The organism is Vreelandella sp. GE22 (genome assembly GCF_968212445.1).
The window spans coordinates 3,474,854-3,492,175 of the sequence record NZ_OZ309110.1; the positions used below are offsets into that span (position 1 = coordinate 3,474,854).

Here is a 17,322-nt window from a genome sequence, read left to right on the forward strand (position 1 = left end):
GGGTCCCCCCTCACCTCGCGGGCGCTTTATCGAGCAAAGGGCGACCGCTGGTATTAGCTATTAGCGGGTGTTCTGACAGTTTGAATTTCTCCACGGCCCCCACCAGGTCGTGGGCCTGATCTCTAAGGCTTGCGGCCGCCGCGGCCGACTCTTGAACGAGCGCCGCGTTTTGCTGGGTGGTGTGATCGAGCTGACTAATCGCTTGGCTCACCTGGCTAACGGCGGCGCTCTGTTCGCTGCTGGCACTACTGATCTCTCCCACGATGTCGCTTACGTGCTGGATCGATGCCACGATATCTTGCATGGTGGCGCCCGCTTGATCCACCAGTTGGGTGCCTTTACCCACGCGCTCTACGCTGATACTAATCAATGCCTTGATCTCTTGAGCCGCTTGCGCACTGCGCTGGGCCAAATTACGCACTTCACCGGCCACCACGGCGAAACCGCGGCCTTGCTCACCGGCCCGCGCTGCTTCTACCGAGGCGTTCAACGCCAAAATATTGGTTTGAAACGCGATGCTATCGATGACGCCCACGATATCGTGAATTTGGCTGCTGCTTTCATTGATGTCTCGCATGGTCTGTACGACCTGCTCTACAACGCCGCCCCCTTCCCGGGCGACCGTGCTGGCACTGGCGGCAAGCTGGTTGGCATTCATGGCGTTTTCAGCATTTTGGGTCGCGCTGGAGCCCATCTCCTCGATCGAAGCCGAAGTCTGCTCAAGCGCCGAGGACTGCACCTCGGTGCGCTGGCTCAGGTCGTCGTTGCCCTGCGCGATTTGTGCACTCGCCGTCGCGACGCTTTCGGCGTTACGGCGCACATCGAAAACTACTTGGGCAAGACTTGCGACCATCGCCTTTTGCGCCATCAGCAGCTGACCGATTTCGTTTTGGGAGTCGGGTTCGATGCTGGTCGATAAGTCGCCATCGGCGACGGCTTGGGACTGCTGAACGGCTTGACCTAGCGGCCGGGTAATACCTCGCGTAATGATGACGGCCGCGCCGACCGATATCAGCACCGCCAATAACCCAAGGGCCAGGGTCGATAGCATCGCCTGATAGTATCGGGCATCGCCATGTTCCATCCCCCGCTGCGCGGCGACGAGCTGCTCATTGATCAGTCGAGTGATCGTCTCGCTTATAGGGTCGATAGAGGCGTACAAGGCGCCATCATGAGCGTCGAGCCTGCCCACGGCCCGCCCTGACATGGTTTGCAACGTTTGCTCGAGCTCATCCAACGCGCGGTTGGCTGGTTCGAATAGCGCCTGGGCCCGAGCGGCAATCGCCGCCTCCTCGGCCGTCAGCGTCGTCGCTATATAAGCTTGCCACCGATCGGCAATGACATCGCGGGCGCCATGAACCGCCTCGAGCGCCTCTTCAGCGCTCATCAAGGCCGCGTTGGCCTTGTTAACGGCATCGATGACATCCACCGCATAAGCATCCGAAATCACTTTAAGATCCTGCAAGGGGACCACGCGATCATAATAAAGAGAACTCATGGTGTCGTTAATGCTGCGCAGGCTGAACGAGTTCAACCCCCCCGTAAATACTAAAAAAAAGACAGGCACTAAAAATCCAAAGCCAATCTGCTTGCTAATTGAAAAATCCTTGAATTTCATTATGTATATTCCGTTAGGTGATAGAGAACTCAGGAAGGGACGCTCGCTGTACAGTCGTTTTATATAACAGGCACCACACTCGAAGCCGCCGCGCACTTATTTAGGTGCCCTTGCAGTTGAAGACCGAACGCTTTATAGCGCTTTTTTATAGGCGTTTCCCTTTTACTACCAGCCCCCTGAAAACAGCCCGCCGAATGGACGCTGGCAATCAGCAAGGCCGTTAGGCGATACGACCAAGCTTACCGCGCCATCATAAAAATCACGGTCTAGTCGTTGATCACCCATCCCCGTCACTTCTAAAAACGGCTAAAATCATTAAAACTTTAATTAATCCACCCTATTCAGCCAAATAGCTAAAAGCCATTAATACACTGCTCAAAACCGAAAATCGGTTCAAACAAGATGGGGTTAAAGTGCAGCTGTGTTACCACCTTACCCGCCGACAGATAGCCGGATGCTATACTCCGCTACTCCACGACGTTTTACAGACTTCATTTTAGTAGACTAGGTCCCCCATGCTTCCCGATTACTCCACCATCGCCTGGATATTGATCGTTTTCTCCGTGTACCTCACCGGCGTCTCCAAGGGTGGTTTTGCAGGCGGGTTCGGTACGCTTTCAGTGCCGTTAATGGCGTTGGTGATCAGCCCCACTCAAGCCGCAGGACTATTATTGCCGCTGCTCTTGGTGATGGACGTATTCGCGGTGAAAGCGTGGTGGGGCAAGCACGATATGGCAGAAGTGTGGCGCTTTCTGCCCGGCCTTTTTATCGGCGTGGCGATCGGTACGCTACTTTTTGGCAGCTTGAGCGATCAGGGCGTTCGGCTGGTACTAGGGCTTTTATCGCTGGTGTTTGCCGTTTACATGCTGTTAAAGCCGGTCGCCAAAAAGCCCATCTCCACACGCTGGGCCTTGCCCGCGGCAAGTGTGTGCGGGTTTACGAGCTTTATCGCCCACGCCGGTGCACCACCGCTCAACGTGTATCTTCTGCCGCGCAAACTTGCCAAGGGGACCTTCATTGCTACCTGTGCGGTGGCTTTTGCCATCGTCAACGCCATCAAACTGGGGCCTTACCTCTGGCTGGGCGAAGTCAACCTCACCAGTGCCTGGGCCTCGCTTTTGCTGGTACCCGTGGCGTGGATGGGGGTGCGTAACGGGCTTTGGCTGCAAAGCCGAGTGAACGATGCACTGTTCTACCGGCTGGTCATCCTGGCCATGCTACTGGTGGGCACTAACCTGATCGTGCAATCCTTGAATGTTTAGCCTTCAGACTCAAGCCCGAACGAAAGCATCGACAAGGCGGGAGAATCGGCGATGCCGGAAACCAGCGGCTTTCGACTAATTTAAAATAGTAATTCCTGCTGTATAGAGAAGACGTTATAGCGCTTTAAAGGCGACGAAAGTCCTTTAAAAGTATATGCTTTCGTGAGGCCATAATAATCGCTTATTGCACTGAGTGAGCATTGCATATGGAGAGAAGATGAAGAGCCATTCAGTGGCTAGCGACACGCTCTATGCAGCGCTGTCGGAAAAGTTGCCCAGCTTTCTAAGCAAATCACTTTTGAGTACGGCTTCGTTGCCCTCGATGCCGACGGTCGCCATGCAGGTGCTGGAGGTCGCGCGAAAGCCTGACGTGTCGCTCAAAGAGTATGCCTTTGTCATCGAACACGACCCGGCACTTACCGCGCAGTTGATTGCGGTGTCGAATACGGCGCATATCGTGCGCGCCCCCAGGCCTGCGCAAACGAGCCTTGAGGCAACCCAGCGCCTGGGCACCGACGCGACACTAGCAGTAGTTTTGAGCTTTGCACTTTTTAAAGACGACCAAACCAACGAGATCGCCATACCGGGATGGCAGCGAGCCATTGCTTCGGCGGCGATTGCAAGCCAGCTTGCCCGAACACTCTGCCCCGACTATCTAGGCCAGGCGTTTACCGTTGCGCTGTTGCAAGACATTGGCATCCTGGCGCTGCAAATGGCTTACCCCGAGGAAGCGGCCACGCTCTACACCCAGCCCGACCGCTCTCACATGCAGCTCGCCAAAGAGGAGCGCCAGCGCTTTGGCTGCGACCATACGCTGATTGGCGCGTGGCTTGCAGCCAAGTGGGGCCTGCCGGAAAATATCGTCACCGCGATCGATGAGAGCCACGACAGCGTGTTGGCAAAGGCCCCGTTCGACATATGCGTACGCTTTTCAGGCCCGCTGGCGGATGCGTGGCTATCCAAGGCCCCGGCTCAGTCCTTTGCAACGCTGCTTTACGAACTCTCTGCCTCGGATACCGAGCACGTGGTCCTGCTCGAGTCGCTGTTCCATCGAATGCATCAGCAGATTCACCTGTTAAGCGATCTACTCAAGCTGGCCGTGCCGTTGCCTATCGATAGCCAGGCAGTACTGAGCGAAGCGAAACAGCTGCTGTTTCAGCACGCTCTCGCTATTAGCGCGCGGCTGGAGGCGCAGCAGATGAGCTTCAGACAACTGGAGCATCAGCACGACGCGCTGCTCGAGCGAAGCCGTATCGACCCTCTCACGCAGTTGGCCAATCGCGCCTGGCTCGATGAACAGCTTCAGATGCGCTTTACGCTGTGCCGCCAGAAAAACCGCACCCTGTCCGTGGTATTCATCGACCTCGACCACTTCAAAAGGCTCAACGACCAGCACGGCCACCGTGCCGGCGACAACGTCCTGCAGCGCTTTGGCAAAGTGCTCTCTTCGCTGGTCGACGCCTCCGATATCGCTGGGCGCTACGGCGGCGAGGAGTTTCTCATCATCATGCCCGATGAAACGGCGCAAAACGCCGAGCGGCTCGCGCACCGCATCATGGCGTTACTCGAAAAAGAACCCATGTTCTACAGCGGCGAAACACCGCTTTATATTTCAGTCTCCATCGGCATTGCCTGTGTACAAGACGGTGTATTCGACAACGTGCACGAACTGATCGCCGCCGCCGACCAGAGCATGTACGACATCAAGCGCGCCGGGCGCAGCGGTGTGGCAATTTATGGGCGCTGAGTAGTCACTCAGCCCGTCATCGCCCGAGGCAAGTAAAGCGCAATTGCAGGAAAAAGATGCATCAGCGCAATGGCGAGCATCATTAAAAGGAAAAACGGCAACGTGGCCTTGGTAATCGTCAGAATATCCTTGCCGGTCAGGCTTTGAATGACGAACAAGTTAAAACCCACCGGCGGGGTAATCTGAGACATCTCCACTACGATGACCAAGTAGATGCCAAACCAGATTAAATCAAATCCCGCTTCGCTAATCACCGGCATGATAATCGCTGTTACCAGCAAGATAAGCGAGATCCCGTCTAAAAAGCAGCCCATGATTAGCAGTAACAAGGTCAGTGCTACCAACAGCATGGTGGGCGACAGCCCCATTTCACTGATGGCCTGCGCCAGGCGCATGGGCACCTGAGTAAAGCCCATGGCGGATGTAAGAAAAGAGGCACCGGCGATGATGAAGGCAATCATGCAGGCCGTACGCACTGCGGCAAAAAGCGAGCTGGTGAAAATTCCGCGATTAAATTGGCCGTTGAACCGCGCGATGATAATGGAGAGAACGACGCCCACGGCAGCGGCTTCGGTCGGTGAGGCAAGCCCGCCATAAATGGAGACGATGATACCGCCGACCAACAGCAGGATCGGCATCAGCGCCAGCGTGTTACGCAGCTTCTCGCCCAATCTCATATCAGATTCGTCAGCGCCGGTTAACCCGGATTGTTTACCTTTGACCAACGCCCAAATGATCAGGTAGCTCATGAACAGCGCCAGAATCATCAGCCCTGGCCCGATGCCCGCCATGAACAGCCGTGAGATCGACTGCTCGGTCACCACGCCGTATACGATCAAGACGATCGAAGGGGGAATCAAAAGCCCAAGCGTCGATGCGCTGGCCAGGGTGCCGATGGCCATGTTGCTATCATAGCCGCGCCGCTCAAGCTCGGGCAGCGTCATCTTGCCCACCGTCGCGCAGGTCGCCGCCGACGAACCACACACCGCAGCAAACATACCGCTGCCGATGATATTGGTATGCAACAGGCGCCCTGGTAGTCGATTCAACCAGGGCGAGAGGCCGCGAAACATATTGTCCGCAAGCCCAGAGCGAAACAGTATTTCGCCCATCCAGATAAACATGGGCAGCGCGGTCAGATCCCACCCGTAGCTGGCGCCCCAAAAGTCGGAGGCCAGCACCGAGCCCGGCGCAAAGGGGCTGAAAAACGCCAGCGCTATCCAGGCCGTTCCCATAAGGGCAAAGGCGACCCACACCCCACTGCCCAGCAGGGCAAAGAGGGTGACAATAGTGACCAAGCTCAGTAGTAGCACAGGGTCTTCTCCAACGTTGTATTATTCGTCGATTCACTCATCGATAAGCTGGCCCGGCGCGTTCAAGCCACGTAGGACGGACACGAATGCTCAATGCATGTTGCCATCTTCGGTGGCCGTCGCCTCACGAAAACTGGCCGGGTCGCGTGCGGCAATGCGCAGTGCATTGATCAACGCCTCGATGAGCGCCAGGCACAAAAGCCCTACCCCGGTGATCAATACCGTTTGGGGGATCCAAAGGGGTAGCGATAAAAAACCGGAGGAGACATCATTGTACTGAAGACTTTCGCGGGCGAGCCCGATCAGGCCATAGCCCAGCACGAGACTGATAGCGAGAGCCACTACCAGTCCGAACACCTCAAACCAGACGCGCACTCTCGAAGGCAGCTTCGAAATCAGTAGCGTTACTCGAATATGGGCATGGTGAGTGAAGGTGTAAGCCAGACCCAAAAAGGTGGCGCCCACTAGAAGGTACGCCGCCATTTCCGAAACGCCGGTAATACTAATACCCAACCGGTTCAACCCGACCAACACCAAAAGCGCGTCGAGCAAGCGAAACAGCACTTGCAGCGTGATCAACGTGCAGATAGCAATCATGCACGCCGCAGCCCCCCATGCCCCCAGGCGGTAGAGCTTGTCGAGTTTAAACGTCATGTAGAAGACCTCATAAAACGCGCGGGTTATGAAGACGGCAAGCAAAGCTTGCCGTCAAATGACTAACACCAACCGGATCTTACTGGTCTAGCTGCTCGCGGTAGTTTTCAAGAGCCGCTTCCGCTTCTTCATCGGCGCGCTCCAGCCAGTTGGTGAATAGCTGATCACCGGCGGCTTGCAGCGCATCGGCTACCTCGTCGTTAGGCTGAGAAACGCTCACACCATTCTCTTCAAGCGTGGCCAGACTCTCGTCGTTATCTTCCCGACTGAGCTGCCAGCCACGCTCTTCGGCACGCGCGGCGGCTTCCATCAACGCCTCTTGGGTCGACTCGTCCAGGCGATCGAAACTGCGCTGGCTAATGAACACGATATTCTTGGGAAACCACAAAGTGGCATCGGTATAGTGGGAAACGTAGTCCCAGGCCGTCATCGAATTACCGGTGGAGCTTGAGGTGATCATGGCGTCCACGCGTCCGGTGCTGAACGCTGTCGGAATATCCGACTCTTCGGTCTCGGTGGGACTGCCACCTAAAAACTCGATGAACCGCTGAGTGTTGATATTCGGTGCACGTACCCGAAGCCCCTCGAATTGCGCCGGATCAGTCAGTTCCTGTGCGGTATAAATACCCTGAGCCGGCCAAGCCACTGCGTAAAGCGGCATCAGACCCTCAGCAGCGAAGAGCTCGGTCATCATGGGTTTGGTCGCTTGCCATAACGCAAACGCCTCGTCATAACTACCCGCCACCCCGGGTAGGGTATCTACTTCAAAGATCGGGTCGTCGTTGGAGAGGACCGATAAAAACACCTCGCCTGCGTCGATCGTACCCCGGCGCACCGACGGTTTGATTTCCCCGTGTGAGACCAGCGAGCCACCACTGTGTACGGTGATCGTCAGCTCGCCATCGGTGGCCTCGGCCACATCCTCGGCGAACTGTCGGGTATTTTGTGTATGAAAACTTGCATCGCCGTAAGGGGTTGCCATGGTCCATTCAGCGGCTTGCGCTGTAAAACCCACCGTACAGGCGGTAACCAGCACTAGCGGTGTCGTGAGTCGCATATGTTGTTTCCTCTCTTTAGATATCTTGTAATAGTGCGTGGGGTGAAGAGGCAAAGCCTTTAATCCATGGACCGGTAACGCGTGAATGTTTGGCTTTTCGCCAGATAATATCGTAGTACATCGTAAGCACAGGCTTAGAGAGTGCAAGGCGATAAAGCTGGCCAGCCATCGACTCCAGTCGCGAAGTACGCTCGGACTATACGTTATTTCGCTGCAAATTCGAGGCCAAAACACGCCGAAGAGGCTTAACCACTAGTGCGTCGCGGTCAAGAACATGGTCCGCTTTAAAATGTTCACCGGCGACACTGTTATGAACCGATTGTGCGGCAAATACGTGCCGCTCTTTCCTTATCGTTTTGAGTATTTGACTATCGGTTCACACCCTATCGTCAACTATTTTTAACTTAAATAACAGCATGATATAAGTCATCGGTAATAAATACAGGTAAAACGATTGGTAACGTGAAGAGCCCCTCCCCTATATTGGTGGCATTTTCATTACATGTAATCGACAACACTTAACATACCCTTGGAGACGTTATGGCCCTCCCGCTGCTCAACTGTGACATGGGCGAAAGCTTCGGTAACTGGCGCCTCGGACTGGATAGCGAGGTGATGCCGTATGTCGACTGCGCCAATATCGCCTGTGGCTATCACGCCTCCGACCCGCATGTCATGCGGCGCACGGTGGCGCTAGCCGCCCAGCACGGCGTGCGCATCGGCGCCCACCCTGGCTACCCGGATCTGATGGGCTTTGGGCGGCGCTCCATGGCCTGCTCGGCGGCGGAAGTCGAGGACATGATGCTCTACCAGGCCGGGGCACTGGCCGGGATTTGCCGCGCCGAAGGCGCCGAGCTTGCCTACATCAAGCCTCATGGGGCGATGTACAACGACATGGCCGCCAACCCGGAGCTTCTGGAAGGCGCGATGCGCGCCGTTCGTGGCTTTGACATCAACCTGCCGTTGATGGTGATGGCCACCGCCGACAGCGCGCCACACCGTGAGCTTGCCACCAAAATGGGGGTGGCGCTTTGGTTCGAGGCCTTCGCCGACCGCGCCTATGACGCCCACGGCCACCTGGTTTCACGCCGCCTGCCCGGTGCCGTGCATCAAGAGCAGGCGACCATCGTCGCTCAGGCCAAAGCGCTTGCCCGGGGCGAGACGCTTACCGCCCTCGATGGCACACCGCTTCAACTTCCCTGCGACACGCTCTGCGTGCACGGCGACAATCCAGAGTCCGTGGCGGCGGTGCGCGCCATTCGCGAGGCCTTCGACGCGCTGGAGTCGGCGTGAACCTGCGCCTTGAAACCGCGTCCATGGAGGCGATTACCGCTCGGCTGTTCGACGTCATCGACGAAGATAACATGGCCTGGATCATCGCCGCGGATACCGCGCTGCGCCGCGCCTTTGGCGAGGCGCTGATCGATCTCGTCCCGTCCTACACCACGCTGTTGATACACTACGACTGTCAAAAACTCGCTTTTTCTGAAGCCTCCGCGCTGATCAAGCAGGCACTCACGGGTCTTGCGCCCGCTGACACGCAAAACGGCCGGCTTCACGAAATTCCCGTTTGGTACCACGAAAGCGTCGGGCCGGAGCTACCCCGGGTCGCCGAGCGTGCCGGGATCAGCGTGGACGAGCTCATAAAACGCCATTGCGATCACGACTACTGCGTCTTCGCGCTAGGCTTCGCGCCGGGTTATGGCTTCATGGGGCTGGTGGATGAAGCGCTGGCCACCCCTCGGCTACAAACGCCCCGGCAACGGGTAGCGGCAGGCAGTGTGGGCATTGCCGACCGGCAAACGGCGATCTACCCGCTGCTTTCCCCCGGCGGCTGGAACGTTCTGGGCCGTACCGCTGTGCCACTATTCGAGTACGCCCGGCGGGGCGAGCCACTCTTTGGCCCGGGTGACAAGGTGCGCTTCAAGGCGGTATCGAAAGCCGAGTTCGAAGCCGCCGGCGGCGATACCACCCCATTGGAGGAGCGCCCATGAACCAGCCCGGTTTGATCGTACAGCAGGCAGGGCCCTTGGCGCTGATTCAGGATAACGGGCGCTTCGGCGTCAGCCATCTGGGCGTCACCCAGTCCGGCGCGGCGGACTGGATTTCGTATCGCTGGGCCAACTGGCTTTTGGGTAACGCGCCAAACTGCGCTGCGCTCGAGATCGCCATGGGCGGCAACCTCACCTTGCAAGCCGAAGGCGACGTCACACTCGCACTGGCGGGTGCCGACCTGGACGCACGTATCGACGGCCAGCCGCTAGCGTCTCAGGGATGTTTTACGCTCGACGCCGGGCAGAAGCTGACGTTTCGTCAGCCCAAAACCGGGCTACGCACCTACCTGGCCTTTCCCGGGGGGCTCGACGCGCCAACGGTAATGGGCAGCCGCGCCTGCACGGCGCGGGAGGAAATCGGCGGGCTTCACGATGACGGCAAGCCGCTGCGAACCGGCGACCGGCTCAGCTGGCACGGCGGCAAGCATCCGTCGCGCACGCTGCCCCGAGGTGTGCAGCTGCCACTTCCCACGCCAGGCTGCCCGTTGCCCATGGTACTGGGGGCACAGGCTGCGCTGTTTGCCGGGCGCAGCCTTTATAACGCCTTCAACCAGACCTGGACGGTCGACCAGCGCGCCGACCGCATGGGTATTCGCCTGACCGGAGCGCCGCTTCAAAGCGCGTTGTCGGGTATCGTCTCGGAGGGCATTCCCCTGGGCGCGGTTCAGGTGCCGCCGGACGGCCAACCCATCGTGCTGATGAACGACCGCCAAACCATCGGCGGCTACCCACGCATCGGCGCGCTTACCCCCAGCGCCTGTGCGCTGCTCGCCCAGTGCCTGCCCGGCACCGAGGTCCGCTTGAAGGCGGTCAGCGCCACCCAGGCGCAGCTGGCTCATCGACGACAGCTGGCGGTGTGGGAATAGGCCTGTTGGCCTTTGGGCTTTCGCCATCCAGGCGCTCAAAACGACAAAAGGCACCCAAGGGTGCCTTTTGTCGTTTTCGGCGACTGATCAGTTCTTTGCCATCTGCATCTCCTTGACCACGATGTCGCCATCGACCACGACGGGCTCGTCGTCGAGAAACAGCGAACAGCCGCGCATGGGAATATCCAAATGGCAGGCGGTGTCGTTGGGGCCGCCGAGCTCGTTGTTGGGCCCGGTAGAGAACATCACGTTGCCGTAGAAACTGCGCGGCTCCATGCCCATACCGCCGGGGAATTCGCCGGGCACCATACGGTGCCACTTGGCATTCGGGTTCATGCCCCATCCCACGTGGCTCATGCCCAGCCCGCGCTTATCGTCGAAGCTCTCCATGTAGGATTTGACCAGCTCGGCATCCAGGCCGCCGCGAATATCGGTGATCCAACCCTTCTCAATGGTGTAGGTGATCGGCTCGCGAACGTACATGTTCTGGGGTAACAAGATGTCGCCCGGCGCCACCACGATGGTGCCATCCACGCCGTCGTCGTCGCCGCCGGTGAACACGAAGCCGGACGGCCAGTGATCCCACCGCCCCGGCTCGTCGGTACAGGCGTATTCGGCCACCGTCGGGTAGGTGTTCAGCTTGTAGGTCACATCGGTGCCATGAGGCGAGGTGATCCGCATGACCTTGGCTTTTTCCAGCATCGCCGCGCCGATCTCGACTTTCTCTCTAAGCTCTTTGGACGGCAGCATCCGCGCCAGCAACTCCGGCGGCTCCACCGCCGTGAGCACTCGCGTACCCGCGTCCTGAATGGCCATCTGCTCCGGCGAGAAGAGCAGGAAGATACAGTCGATAAGCATGTCGCAGTTCTTCAGCGCCTCGACCGCGTCCGGCATGGCGGCCAAACCGGTCGTGCCAACGTTCCAGCCGCCCATCGCAGAAGGGGCGGGCAGGCGCATGTGGTACATGTTGGCGCCCAGGCGCTGGCCGGCGGCCATGAACGCGTCGGCGTAATCGAGGCGCTCGTTACCCTGGGTGAGCACGATGAGCCGCTCGTCGGATTTGACCCCGGACATTTTCAGCTGGTGAAGACAGATTTCCGTAAAGCTTGCGTGATCCATAACGCCTCCTGAAGAGCGTCGATGAGGGTGCGACCTCTGCGCCGCATTGGGCCAACAGAGGTCGATTAAGCCCCGTTCAATGCATCAGACGGTGGCTTTGTTGCCAGAGGTGGTCGAGGTAGTGGCCGATACGCGCTTTTTGCGACCCAGTTCGTCGGTAATCGCGTCCAGAAAGGCATCCGCCGAGGCCTGATGGGGTTGGGTCGCGAGACTCACCCCAACGAACAAGACCGTAGAGACGACGATGCCCCAGATGCCGGAGGGCAGGCCCAGCAAGGAGTTGCCCGTGGCGTACATGATCAGCACGAACAGGCTGGTGCCGATGATGCTGGCCAGCGCCCCGGCGCCGGTGCCGCGCTTCCAGAAAAAGGCGCCGATGATCGCGGGCACCATCGCGACCAGCCCCGATGAGGCGGCCACCGACAGCACGGCGATCAGATCCAGCTGCAACTCGGCAAAGCCCAGCGCCAACAGCGCGATGATGGGAACGACGATCTTGCCCATCAGCAGCTGGCGCTTTTCATCGGCACCGGGTTTGACGTTGGCGTAGACATCGCGCGAGAGCATGGAGGCCAGGGTCAGCATGATGGAATCGATGGTCGACACGGCAGCGGCCATGATGCCGATCATGACGATCACGCCCAGAAGCGGCGGCACGAATTCAGAGGCCAGCAGCGAGGGCGTGGCCAGGTCAGCCCCCTCGAGGCCGGGAAACGCCGCCAGCGCCGAGAAGCCCCACAGCACGGAGACCAACGTATAGATGAAGCCAAAGCCCAGAAAGCCGATCAGCATCTGGCGCATGGAGCGCAGCGACGACGGCATGAACAGGCGCTGGCTCACCTGGGGGTTGGACAGGCTGAAGAAGAACCAGGGAATGCACAGCCCCAGGAAGGTCACGAAGCTGAAAAGTCCCGAGCCCGGTACACTGAGCGAGGCCGTGTGTTCGGCCTGGAGCGTGCCGAACAACCCGCTGAAGCCGCCCAAGCCCTGAATGACCAGAAACGCCACCAGGGTGGAGGCCACGATCATCATCAGCGCCTGCAGCGAGTCGGTCCACATGACCGAGCGGATACCGGCAATGTAGGAGAAGAAGATGGCGATGGCAGTAGCCATCATCACGCCGGTGGTGAAAGTAATGGCGCCGTTGCTCATGCCTTCGAGCAGGTAACCCACGCCGGCCAGCTGCACTGCGGAGTATGGAATCAAGAAGATACAGCTGGCAATGGAGACCGCCATGGCCACCCGCTTGCTGTTATAGCGATGCCCCAGCATCTCACTAGGTGTCACGAAGCCGAACTTCTTGCCCACCGCCCAGAAGCGCGGGCCGAAGATCGCCACCAGTGAGACACCGGCGAAGTAGATGATCTCGAAGCCCAGTGCCCCTACACCGCCGGCGTAGGTCAACCCGGCCAGGCCCACCATCATGAACGCACTATAGGTCGTGGCGCTGTAGCTCAGCGCCGAAACGAACCCGTTCATCTGCCGGTTACCCAGAAAGTAGCCGGACATACTCTCCGCCGGGCCCTGGCGCGACAAGAACGCGATGCCCACCGCAATCAGTAGATAAATGCCGATGGACCACCAAATCATCGATTCAGTCATTGTCGTGCTCCTCGAAATCCTTGGTGATGTAGACGTTCAGCGCAATGATGGCGAGCCCCGCACAGCTCCAGAACAGAAAGCTGCCGTACCACGCGTTGATATTGGTCAGTAGGGTGTAGGGCACCAGACAGCTCAGTAGAACCACCAGCCAGACTGCCCATATCCACTTGCTTCGTTTCATGATCCACCTCGGTTTATATCGTCAGGGAGAAAGTCGTATTGTTTTAGTGAGGCTGGCGTATTTCAGCGACGCGTTGTTCGAGTTGTTGCCAAGGGTCTGCCTCGGGCGCAAACCGCGCCCGCAAGTAAGCCGTCAGCGTGGCGACCTGGGTGTCGCTCAAGCTGTCGGCAAAGCCGGGCATGCTGCCCGTGCCGGGAACGGCGGTGTCGTGTACACCGCCCATGATCGATTGAATGACGTTGTCGGGCCGGTCGCTATGCAGATTGGTATTGAGCGCAAGCGACGTCGACGCCTTGGTGAACCCGGGCACGCCGTTATCCACATGACAAGCCGCGCAGGCGCCCTGGAAAAGCTGCGCGCCCTCCTCCATGCCAGGAGGCTCGGCGGTCGTGGCGGCGGTCAAGCGCTGGACGTCGGCTCGGGCCGAGGCGGCGTGCTCGGCCGGCGCCTGCATCTGCTGCGCCACGTAGTGGGCGATGGCGCGAACGTCGTACTCCGGCAGCTCGCCAAGGCCGGCCACCACCGGCGCCATGGGGCCGGAGGCGACGCCGTGCAGCTCGGCGCTTCCATGGCGCAGGTAATCGAAGAGCGCGCTTTCGCTCCAGGCCACCGGCGAGCGCGATAGCGAATTGAGCGCCGGCGCCTCCCACCCGTCTACCACGGCACCGGCCAGGTACTGCTCGCCCTGCTTCTCGGCCCCCATGGCGTTACGCGGGCTATGGCAGGCGCTGCAGTGCCCCAGCCCTTCGGCCAGATAGGCGCCTCGGTTATAGAGCTCGCTCTGAGCCGGGTTCGGCTGGAAAGGCGTGGGGTCATGATAGAGCGCCTGCCAGGGCGCCATGAGCGCGCGCACGTTGAAAGGAAACGTCAGCGCGTTTTTCGGCGCCGGCGCGGACACCGCCGGCTGCGCCATCAAGTAAGCGTAAAGCGCTTGTAGATCGGCGTCACTGGTCTTGGCAAACGCGGTGTAGGGAAACGCCGGATAGAGGTGGCGGCCGTCGCGACCGACGCCCTCGCGCATGGCGCGCTCGAAAGCTGCAAAGGACCAGTTACCGATGCCCGTCGCTTCGTCCGGGGTAATGTTGGTGCTGTAAAGCGTGCCGAAGGGGGTCTCGAAGGCGTGCCCGCCGGCGTTGGTGGCCCCGCCCTCGGTGGTGTGGCAAGCGGCGCAGTCGCCCGCCGCCGCGACCAGCCGTCCCCGCTCGATGGTCTCGGCGGAGTAGAGGTTGGCACCGGGCCGGGTGACCGGGGCGATCGCCCCTTTCCACGGCCAGGCTATGACCGCACTGCCCGCCACCGTGGTCAGCGCCGCCGCTGCAAGCCAGCGCCGTCGGGTGGCCTTCTTGCGCGGTGGTGCGCCGGGTGGCAAGCCCTTACGGAGTTCGGGGTCCTGCTCGTCGAGGGCCTGGCGCACTCGCCCGGCGGTAAAAGGGGGCTCACGAAAACGCACGCCGGTGGCATCGAACAGCGCATTGGCGATCACGGCCACGCCCGGCGCAAACTCGGCGTCCTCCAGGGCCAGCGGCAAGGCATGTGAGGCCTCAGGCGATGGCGGGGAAAGCTCTGTCGAGCGCGTTGCGAGCGCGTTGGAAGAAGCGTCCGGCGTCTGGCCGTCGCCCCACTCATCGAAGGCCGGCGCGCGGCCGAGCAACCCGCGCGACTCGCCCAGCACCCGGGCTTGAAGGGTTTGCTGGAGTTGCGCGGTGTCCAGCTCGGCGCCGCTATCCTGCCCCACCACCAGCCGCGTCAGTTGCACGTCGCCGGTCACACGGTTGACGTCGACATCGGCGATCCAGGCCGAGCGCACCCCGCTTTCCAGGCGTTGGTGGCGGTCGGGGAGCTGGGCGTAGGCCAGACCTCGCCCTCGCAGGACGTCGTTCGCGGGCGTCTCGGCCGTCGTCTTCTTGGGCCAATCGGCCTGACGGGCCACCGACGCCAGCAGCTCGCTGCCTCGAGCATCGTCCAGGTGATTCAGGCGAAGCGTCAGCGGGTCCTGGCCCCACTCGTGGGCGAGCTCGTCGACGAATGCCTCGCGAGCAAAGGTCTGCTGCACGTCCTGCAGAGTGATATTGGTGGCAGGCCGCTCACCGGTGTGCGCCGACAGATGCGCCTTTTCAAAACGGTAGGGCGTAAAAAGCGACGCGTCACGTTCGGACGGTGCCTCCAGGGTCGCCCGCCCGCTCAACAGTAGCCCGATGGCCGCGACTTCGCCGCTGGCGTAGGCCTGACGATACCGATAATGCGAAATGGATGCGTCATTCTGGTGCGTCGCGCTGAGCCTGATACGCTGCGCCCGCCCCAGCGCTTTCACATCGGCGTCATAGGCCGCGCTTAGCCATACGGCTACCGGTGCGCCGACCGCCTTCGCCAGCAGGGCCGCATCCACGGCGGCGTCGTCACCACAGTGGCGGCCCAGCCCCGTTGCCAACGCCTGCCCCACCGGGGCATGCAGCGTGATCGCCGCATTATCGACCACGGTGGCCAAGCTCAGGTCGTGGCGCAGTGCCTCGGGGGTGGCGGTCCGTGTCCAGATATTCAATGCGTCGTCGCTGCTTTCAGCGATCACCCATCCCGGCGCCTCACCCCAGCGCAAGCGGCTTGGCCAGCCATAATCGCGAGCCCATTCATCGCCGGTGTTTTGCTTTGCCAGAGGCGTTTCGCGCTGCGCATTAGCCGCCGGGGCGGGCTTTTCCCAGCGAAGCACCAAGTGCTGAGCCGCATTACGCGCAGCCTCGAGAGTCGTTGCCACCAAGCCGACAAAGTTACCGTCGACGACCACACGGGGCTCGCCACCCAGGGCGGCAAGCGCCGCGTCATCGACGTTTATCAGGCGGGCGCTTTCGAAGTGCTCGCCCGTCCAGCCATAGGTAGGCGGACGAATCACCACGCCGTAGCGAAGGCCAGGCAGTTGAGCTGGCAGTGCCTTGTGCGACGACGATGAGGCGTCAGGCGATTTACGCATCCTGGCCTCCTCGCCGGTCGGCTTCGAGCTCCACGGCGAGATGCGCCGCCGCCAGAATTTCCAGGTGCGTGCCGCAGCGGCAGAGATTGTGATCGAGCGAGGCGAGTATCTGCTCCTCAGAAGGGGTGGCCGTATGGTTGAGCAGCGAGCGAACGCTGACAATCATGCCGTTCAGGCAATACCCGCACTGGGCGGCCTGGGCGTCGATGAAGGCCTGCTGCACCGGGTCCAGGCGCTGATGGTCGGCAAGCCCTTCAAGCGTTGTGATCTCGAAGCCCTGCACCGCGGCCACCGTCAGCACACAGGCGCGCGCCGCGACGCCGTCGACCAGCACACTGCACGCGCCACACTCACCCAGCCCACAGCCATACTTCGGCCCGTTGAGCGCCAAATCGTTGCGCAGCACGGCCAACAGCGGCGTATCCAGAGGGACGGCCAACGTATGGTGCTGGCCGTTTACGTTTAACTTCAGCGTCATAGGGGATGACCGTCGTTATTGTTGAAGTCGTTTATCATCGATGGTGCGTCTCGAGCTCTACTGCTCAACGGGTCTGTATTTCGAGTGCAACTTCACACTGCCGCCGTGAATCAGGCGGTATCGCCCGCTTTTATATCGATGCATTTTAGACCGGCTCGATGGCTTGAATACCGGCCCAGCACCATATGAGTGCACATGCTTAAACCTCGAGCATTAACAGTGCACACACCTTAAATAGACGTATATAAAACGTATAGCACTCTCGCCGCATAACAATCAAGTTTTTATAAAAATCCAAATATTTATTTAATAATCTTTTTATTCATGCACTTATATACTAAACACACTATTTAACGAGTTTAAAGAATTTACGTGCGGTTTCTCTTGACCAAAAAATAAATGGTGTATA

14 protein-coding genes are annotated in these 17,322 nt (G+C 59.7%); 5 read left to right on the forward strand and 9 right to left on the reverse strand.

From position 1 onward, the window contains the following. Positions 1–10: 10 nt before the first annotated feature. The gene (locus ACWHRL_RS16350) at positions 11–1,618 is read right to left on the reverse strand and encodes a methyl-accepting chemotaxis protein (protein WP_447894481.1); all 1,608 of its coding nucleotides are present in this window, start codon (positions 1,616–1,618) and stop codon (positions 11–13) included. A 515-nt stretch (positions 1,619–2,133) separates the two neighbouring features. On the opposite strand from ACWHRL_RS16350, the gene ACWHRL_RS16355 reads away from it, so the two are divergent. Together ACWHRL_RS16355 and ACWHRL_RS16360 are read left to right on the forward strand one after the other, a co-directional pair. After that, positions 2,134–2,880 (forward strand): sulfite exporter TauE/SafE family protein, encoded by a 747-nt coding sequence (locus ACWHRL_RS16355; RefSeq protein ID WP_447894482.1) that lies wholly within the window; start codon positions 2,134–2,136, stop codon positions 2,878–2,880. A 217-nt stretch (positions 2,881–3,097) separates the two neighbouring features. After that, positions 3,098–4,627: a sensor domain-containing diguanylate cyclase gene (locus ACWHRL_RS16360; RefSeq protein ID WP_447894483.1), complete on the forward strand. Its 1,530-nt coding sequence runs from the start codon at positions 3,098–3,100 to the stop codon at positions 4,625–4,627. Between the two features lie 8 nt (positions 4,628–4,635). Here ACWHRL_RS16360 and ACWHRL_RS16365 read toward each other — a convergent pair whose 3' ends face one another. From ACWHRL_RS16365 to ACWHRL_RS16375, 3 genes are all read right to left on the reverse strand, one after another. Continuing rightward, positions 4,636–5,940, reverse strand: coding sequence for a TRAP transporter large permease (locus ACWHRL_RS16365; RefSeq protein WP_447894484.1), 1,305 nt, complete (start codon positions 5,938–5,940; stop codon positions 4,636–4,638). Between the two features lie 90 nt (positions 5,941–6,030). Then, the gene (locus tag ACWHRL_RS16370) at positions 6,031–6,594 is read right to left on the reverse strand and encodes a TRAP transporter small permease (protein ID WP_447894485.1); all 564 of its coding nucleotides are present in this window, start codon (positions 6,592–6,594) and stop codon (positions 6,031–6,033) included. Between the two features lie 79 nt (positions 6,595–6,673). Further along, positions 6,674–7,651, reverse strand: a complete 978-nt coding sequence (locus ACWHRL_RS16375; RefSeq protein ID WP_447894486.1) for a TRAP transporter substrate-binding protein — start codon at positions 7,649–7,651, stop codon at positions 6,674–6,676. A gap of 540 nt (positions 7,652–8,191) precedes the next feature. Here ACWHRL_RS16375 and ACWHRL_RS16380 point away from each other — a divergent pair. From ACWHRL_RS16380 to ACWHRL_RS16390, 3 genes are read left to right on the forward strand one after another with little or no spacing between them, the layout of a single operon-like run. Continuing rightward, a complete protein-coding gene (locus tag ACWHRL_RS16380; protein WP_447894487.1) occupies positions 8,192–8,944 on the forward strand; it encodes a 5-oxoprolinase subunit PxpA in 753 nt (250 codons plus the stop codon). Further along, positions 8,941–9,645: a 5-oxoprolinase subunit B family protein gene (locus ACWHRL_RS16385; protein WP_447894488.1), complete on the forward strand. Its 705-nt coding sequence runs from the start codon at positions 8,941–8,943 to the stop codon at positions 9,643–9,645. The genes ACWHRL_RS16380 and ACWHRL_RS16385 overlap by 4 nt, the downstream gene beginning before the upstream one ends. Next, positions 9,642–10,571 (forward strand): 5-oxoprolinase subunit C family protein, encoded by a 930-nt coding sequence (locus tag ACWHRL_RS16390; protein ID WP_447894489.1) that lies wholly within the window; start codon positions 9,642–9,644, stop codon positions 10,569–10,571. Before ACWHRL_RS16385 ends, ACWHRL_RS16390 begins: the two co-directional genes overlap by 4 nt. 87 nt (positions 10,572–10,658) lie before the next feature. Here the strand turns inward: ACWHRL_RS16390 and ACWHRL_RS16395 are convergent, their stop codons facing one another. The 5 genes from ACWHRL_RS16395 to ACWHRL_RS16415 all read right to left on the reverse strand — a co-directional run bounded on the left by ACWHRL_RS16395 (position 10,659) and on the right by ACWHRL_RS16415 (position 16,913). Continuing rightward, a complete protein-coding gene (locus ACWHRL_RS16395) occupies positions 10,659–11,690 on the reverse strand; it encodes a leucyl aminopeptidase (protein WP_447894490.1) in 1,032 nt (343 codons plus the stop codon). Between the two features lie 84 nt (positions 11,691–11,774). After that, complete coding sequence (locus tag ACWHRL_RS16400) at positions 11,775–13,292, reverse strand: sodium:solute symporter family protein (protein ID WP_447894491.1); 1,518 nt, start codon at positions 13,290–13,292, stop codon at positions 11,775–11,777. Beyond that, positions 13,285–13,473 carry a hypothetical protein gene (locus tag ACWHRL_RS16405; protein WP_447894492.1) on the reverse strand — a complete coding sequence of 63 codons (189 nt, stop codon included), beginning with the start codon at positions 13,471–13,473 and terminating at the stop codon, positions 13,285–13,287. The genes ACWHRL_RS16400 and ACWHRL_RS16405 overlap by 8 nt, the downstream gene beginning before the upstream one ends. Before the next feature lie 43 nt (positions 13,474–13,516). After that, positions 13,517–16,435 carry a c-type cytochrome gene (locus ACWHRL_RS16410; RefSeq protein WP_447894493.1) on the reverse strand — a complete coding sequence of 973 codons (2,919 nt, stop codon included), beginning with the start codon at positions 16,433–16,435 and terminating at the stop codon, positions 13,517–13,519. Beyond that, positions 16,428–16,913 (reverse strand): (2Fe-2S)-binding protein, encoded by a 486-nt coding sequence (locus ACWHRL_RS16415; protein ID WP_447894494.1) that lies wholly within the window; start codon positions 16,911–16,913, stop codon positions 16,428–16,430. Before ACWHRL_RS16415 ends, ACWHRL_RS16410 begins: the two co-directional genes overlap by 8 nt. Positions 16,914–17,322 lie beyond the last annotated feature (409 nt).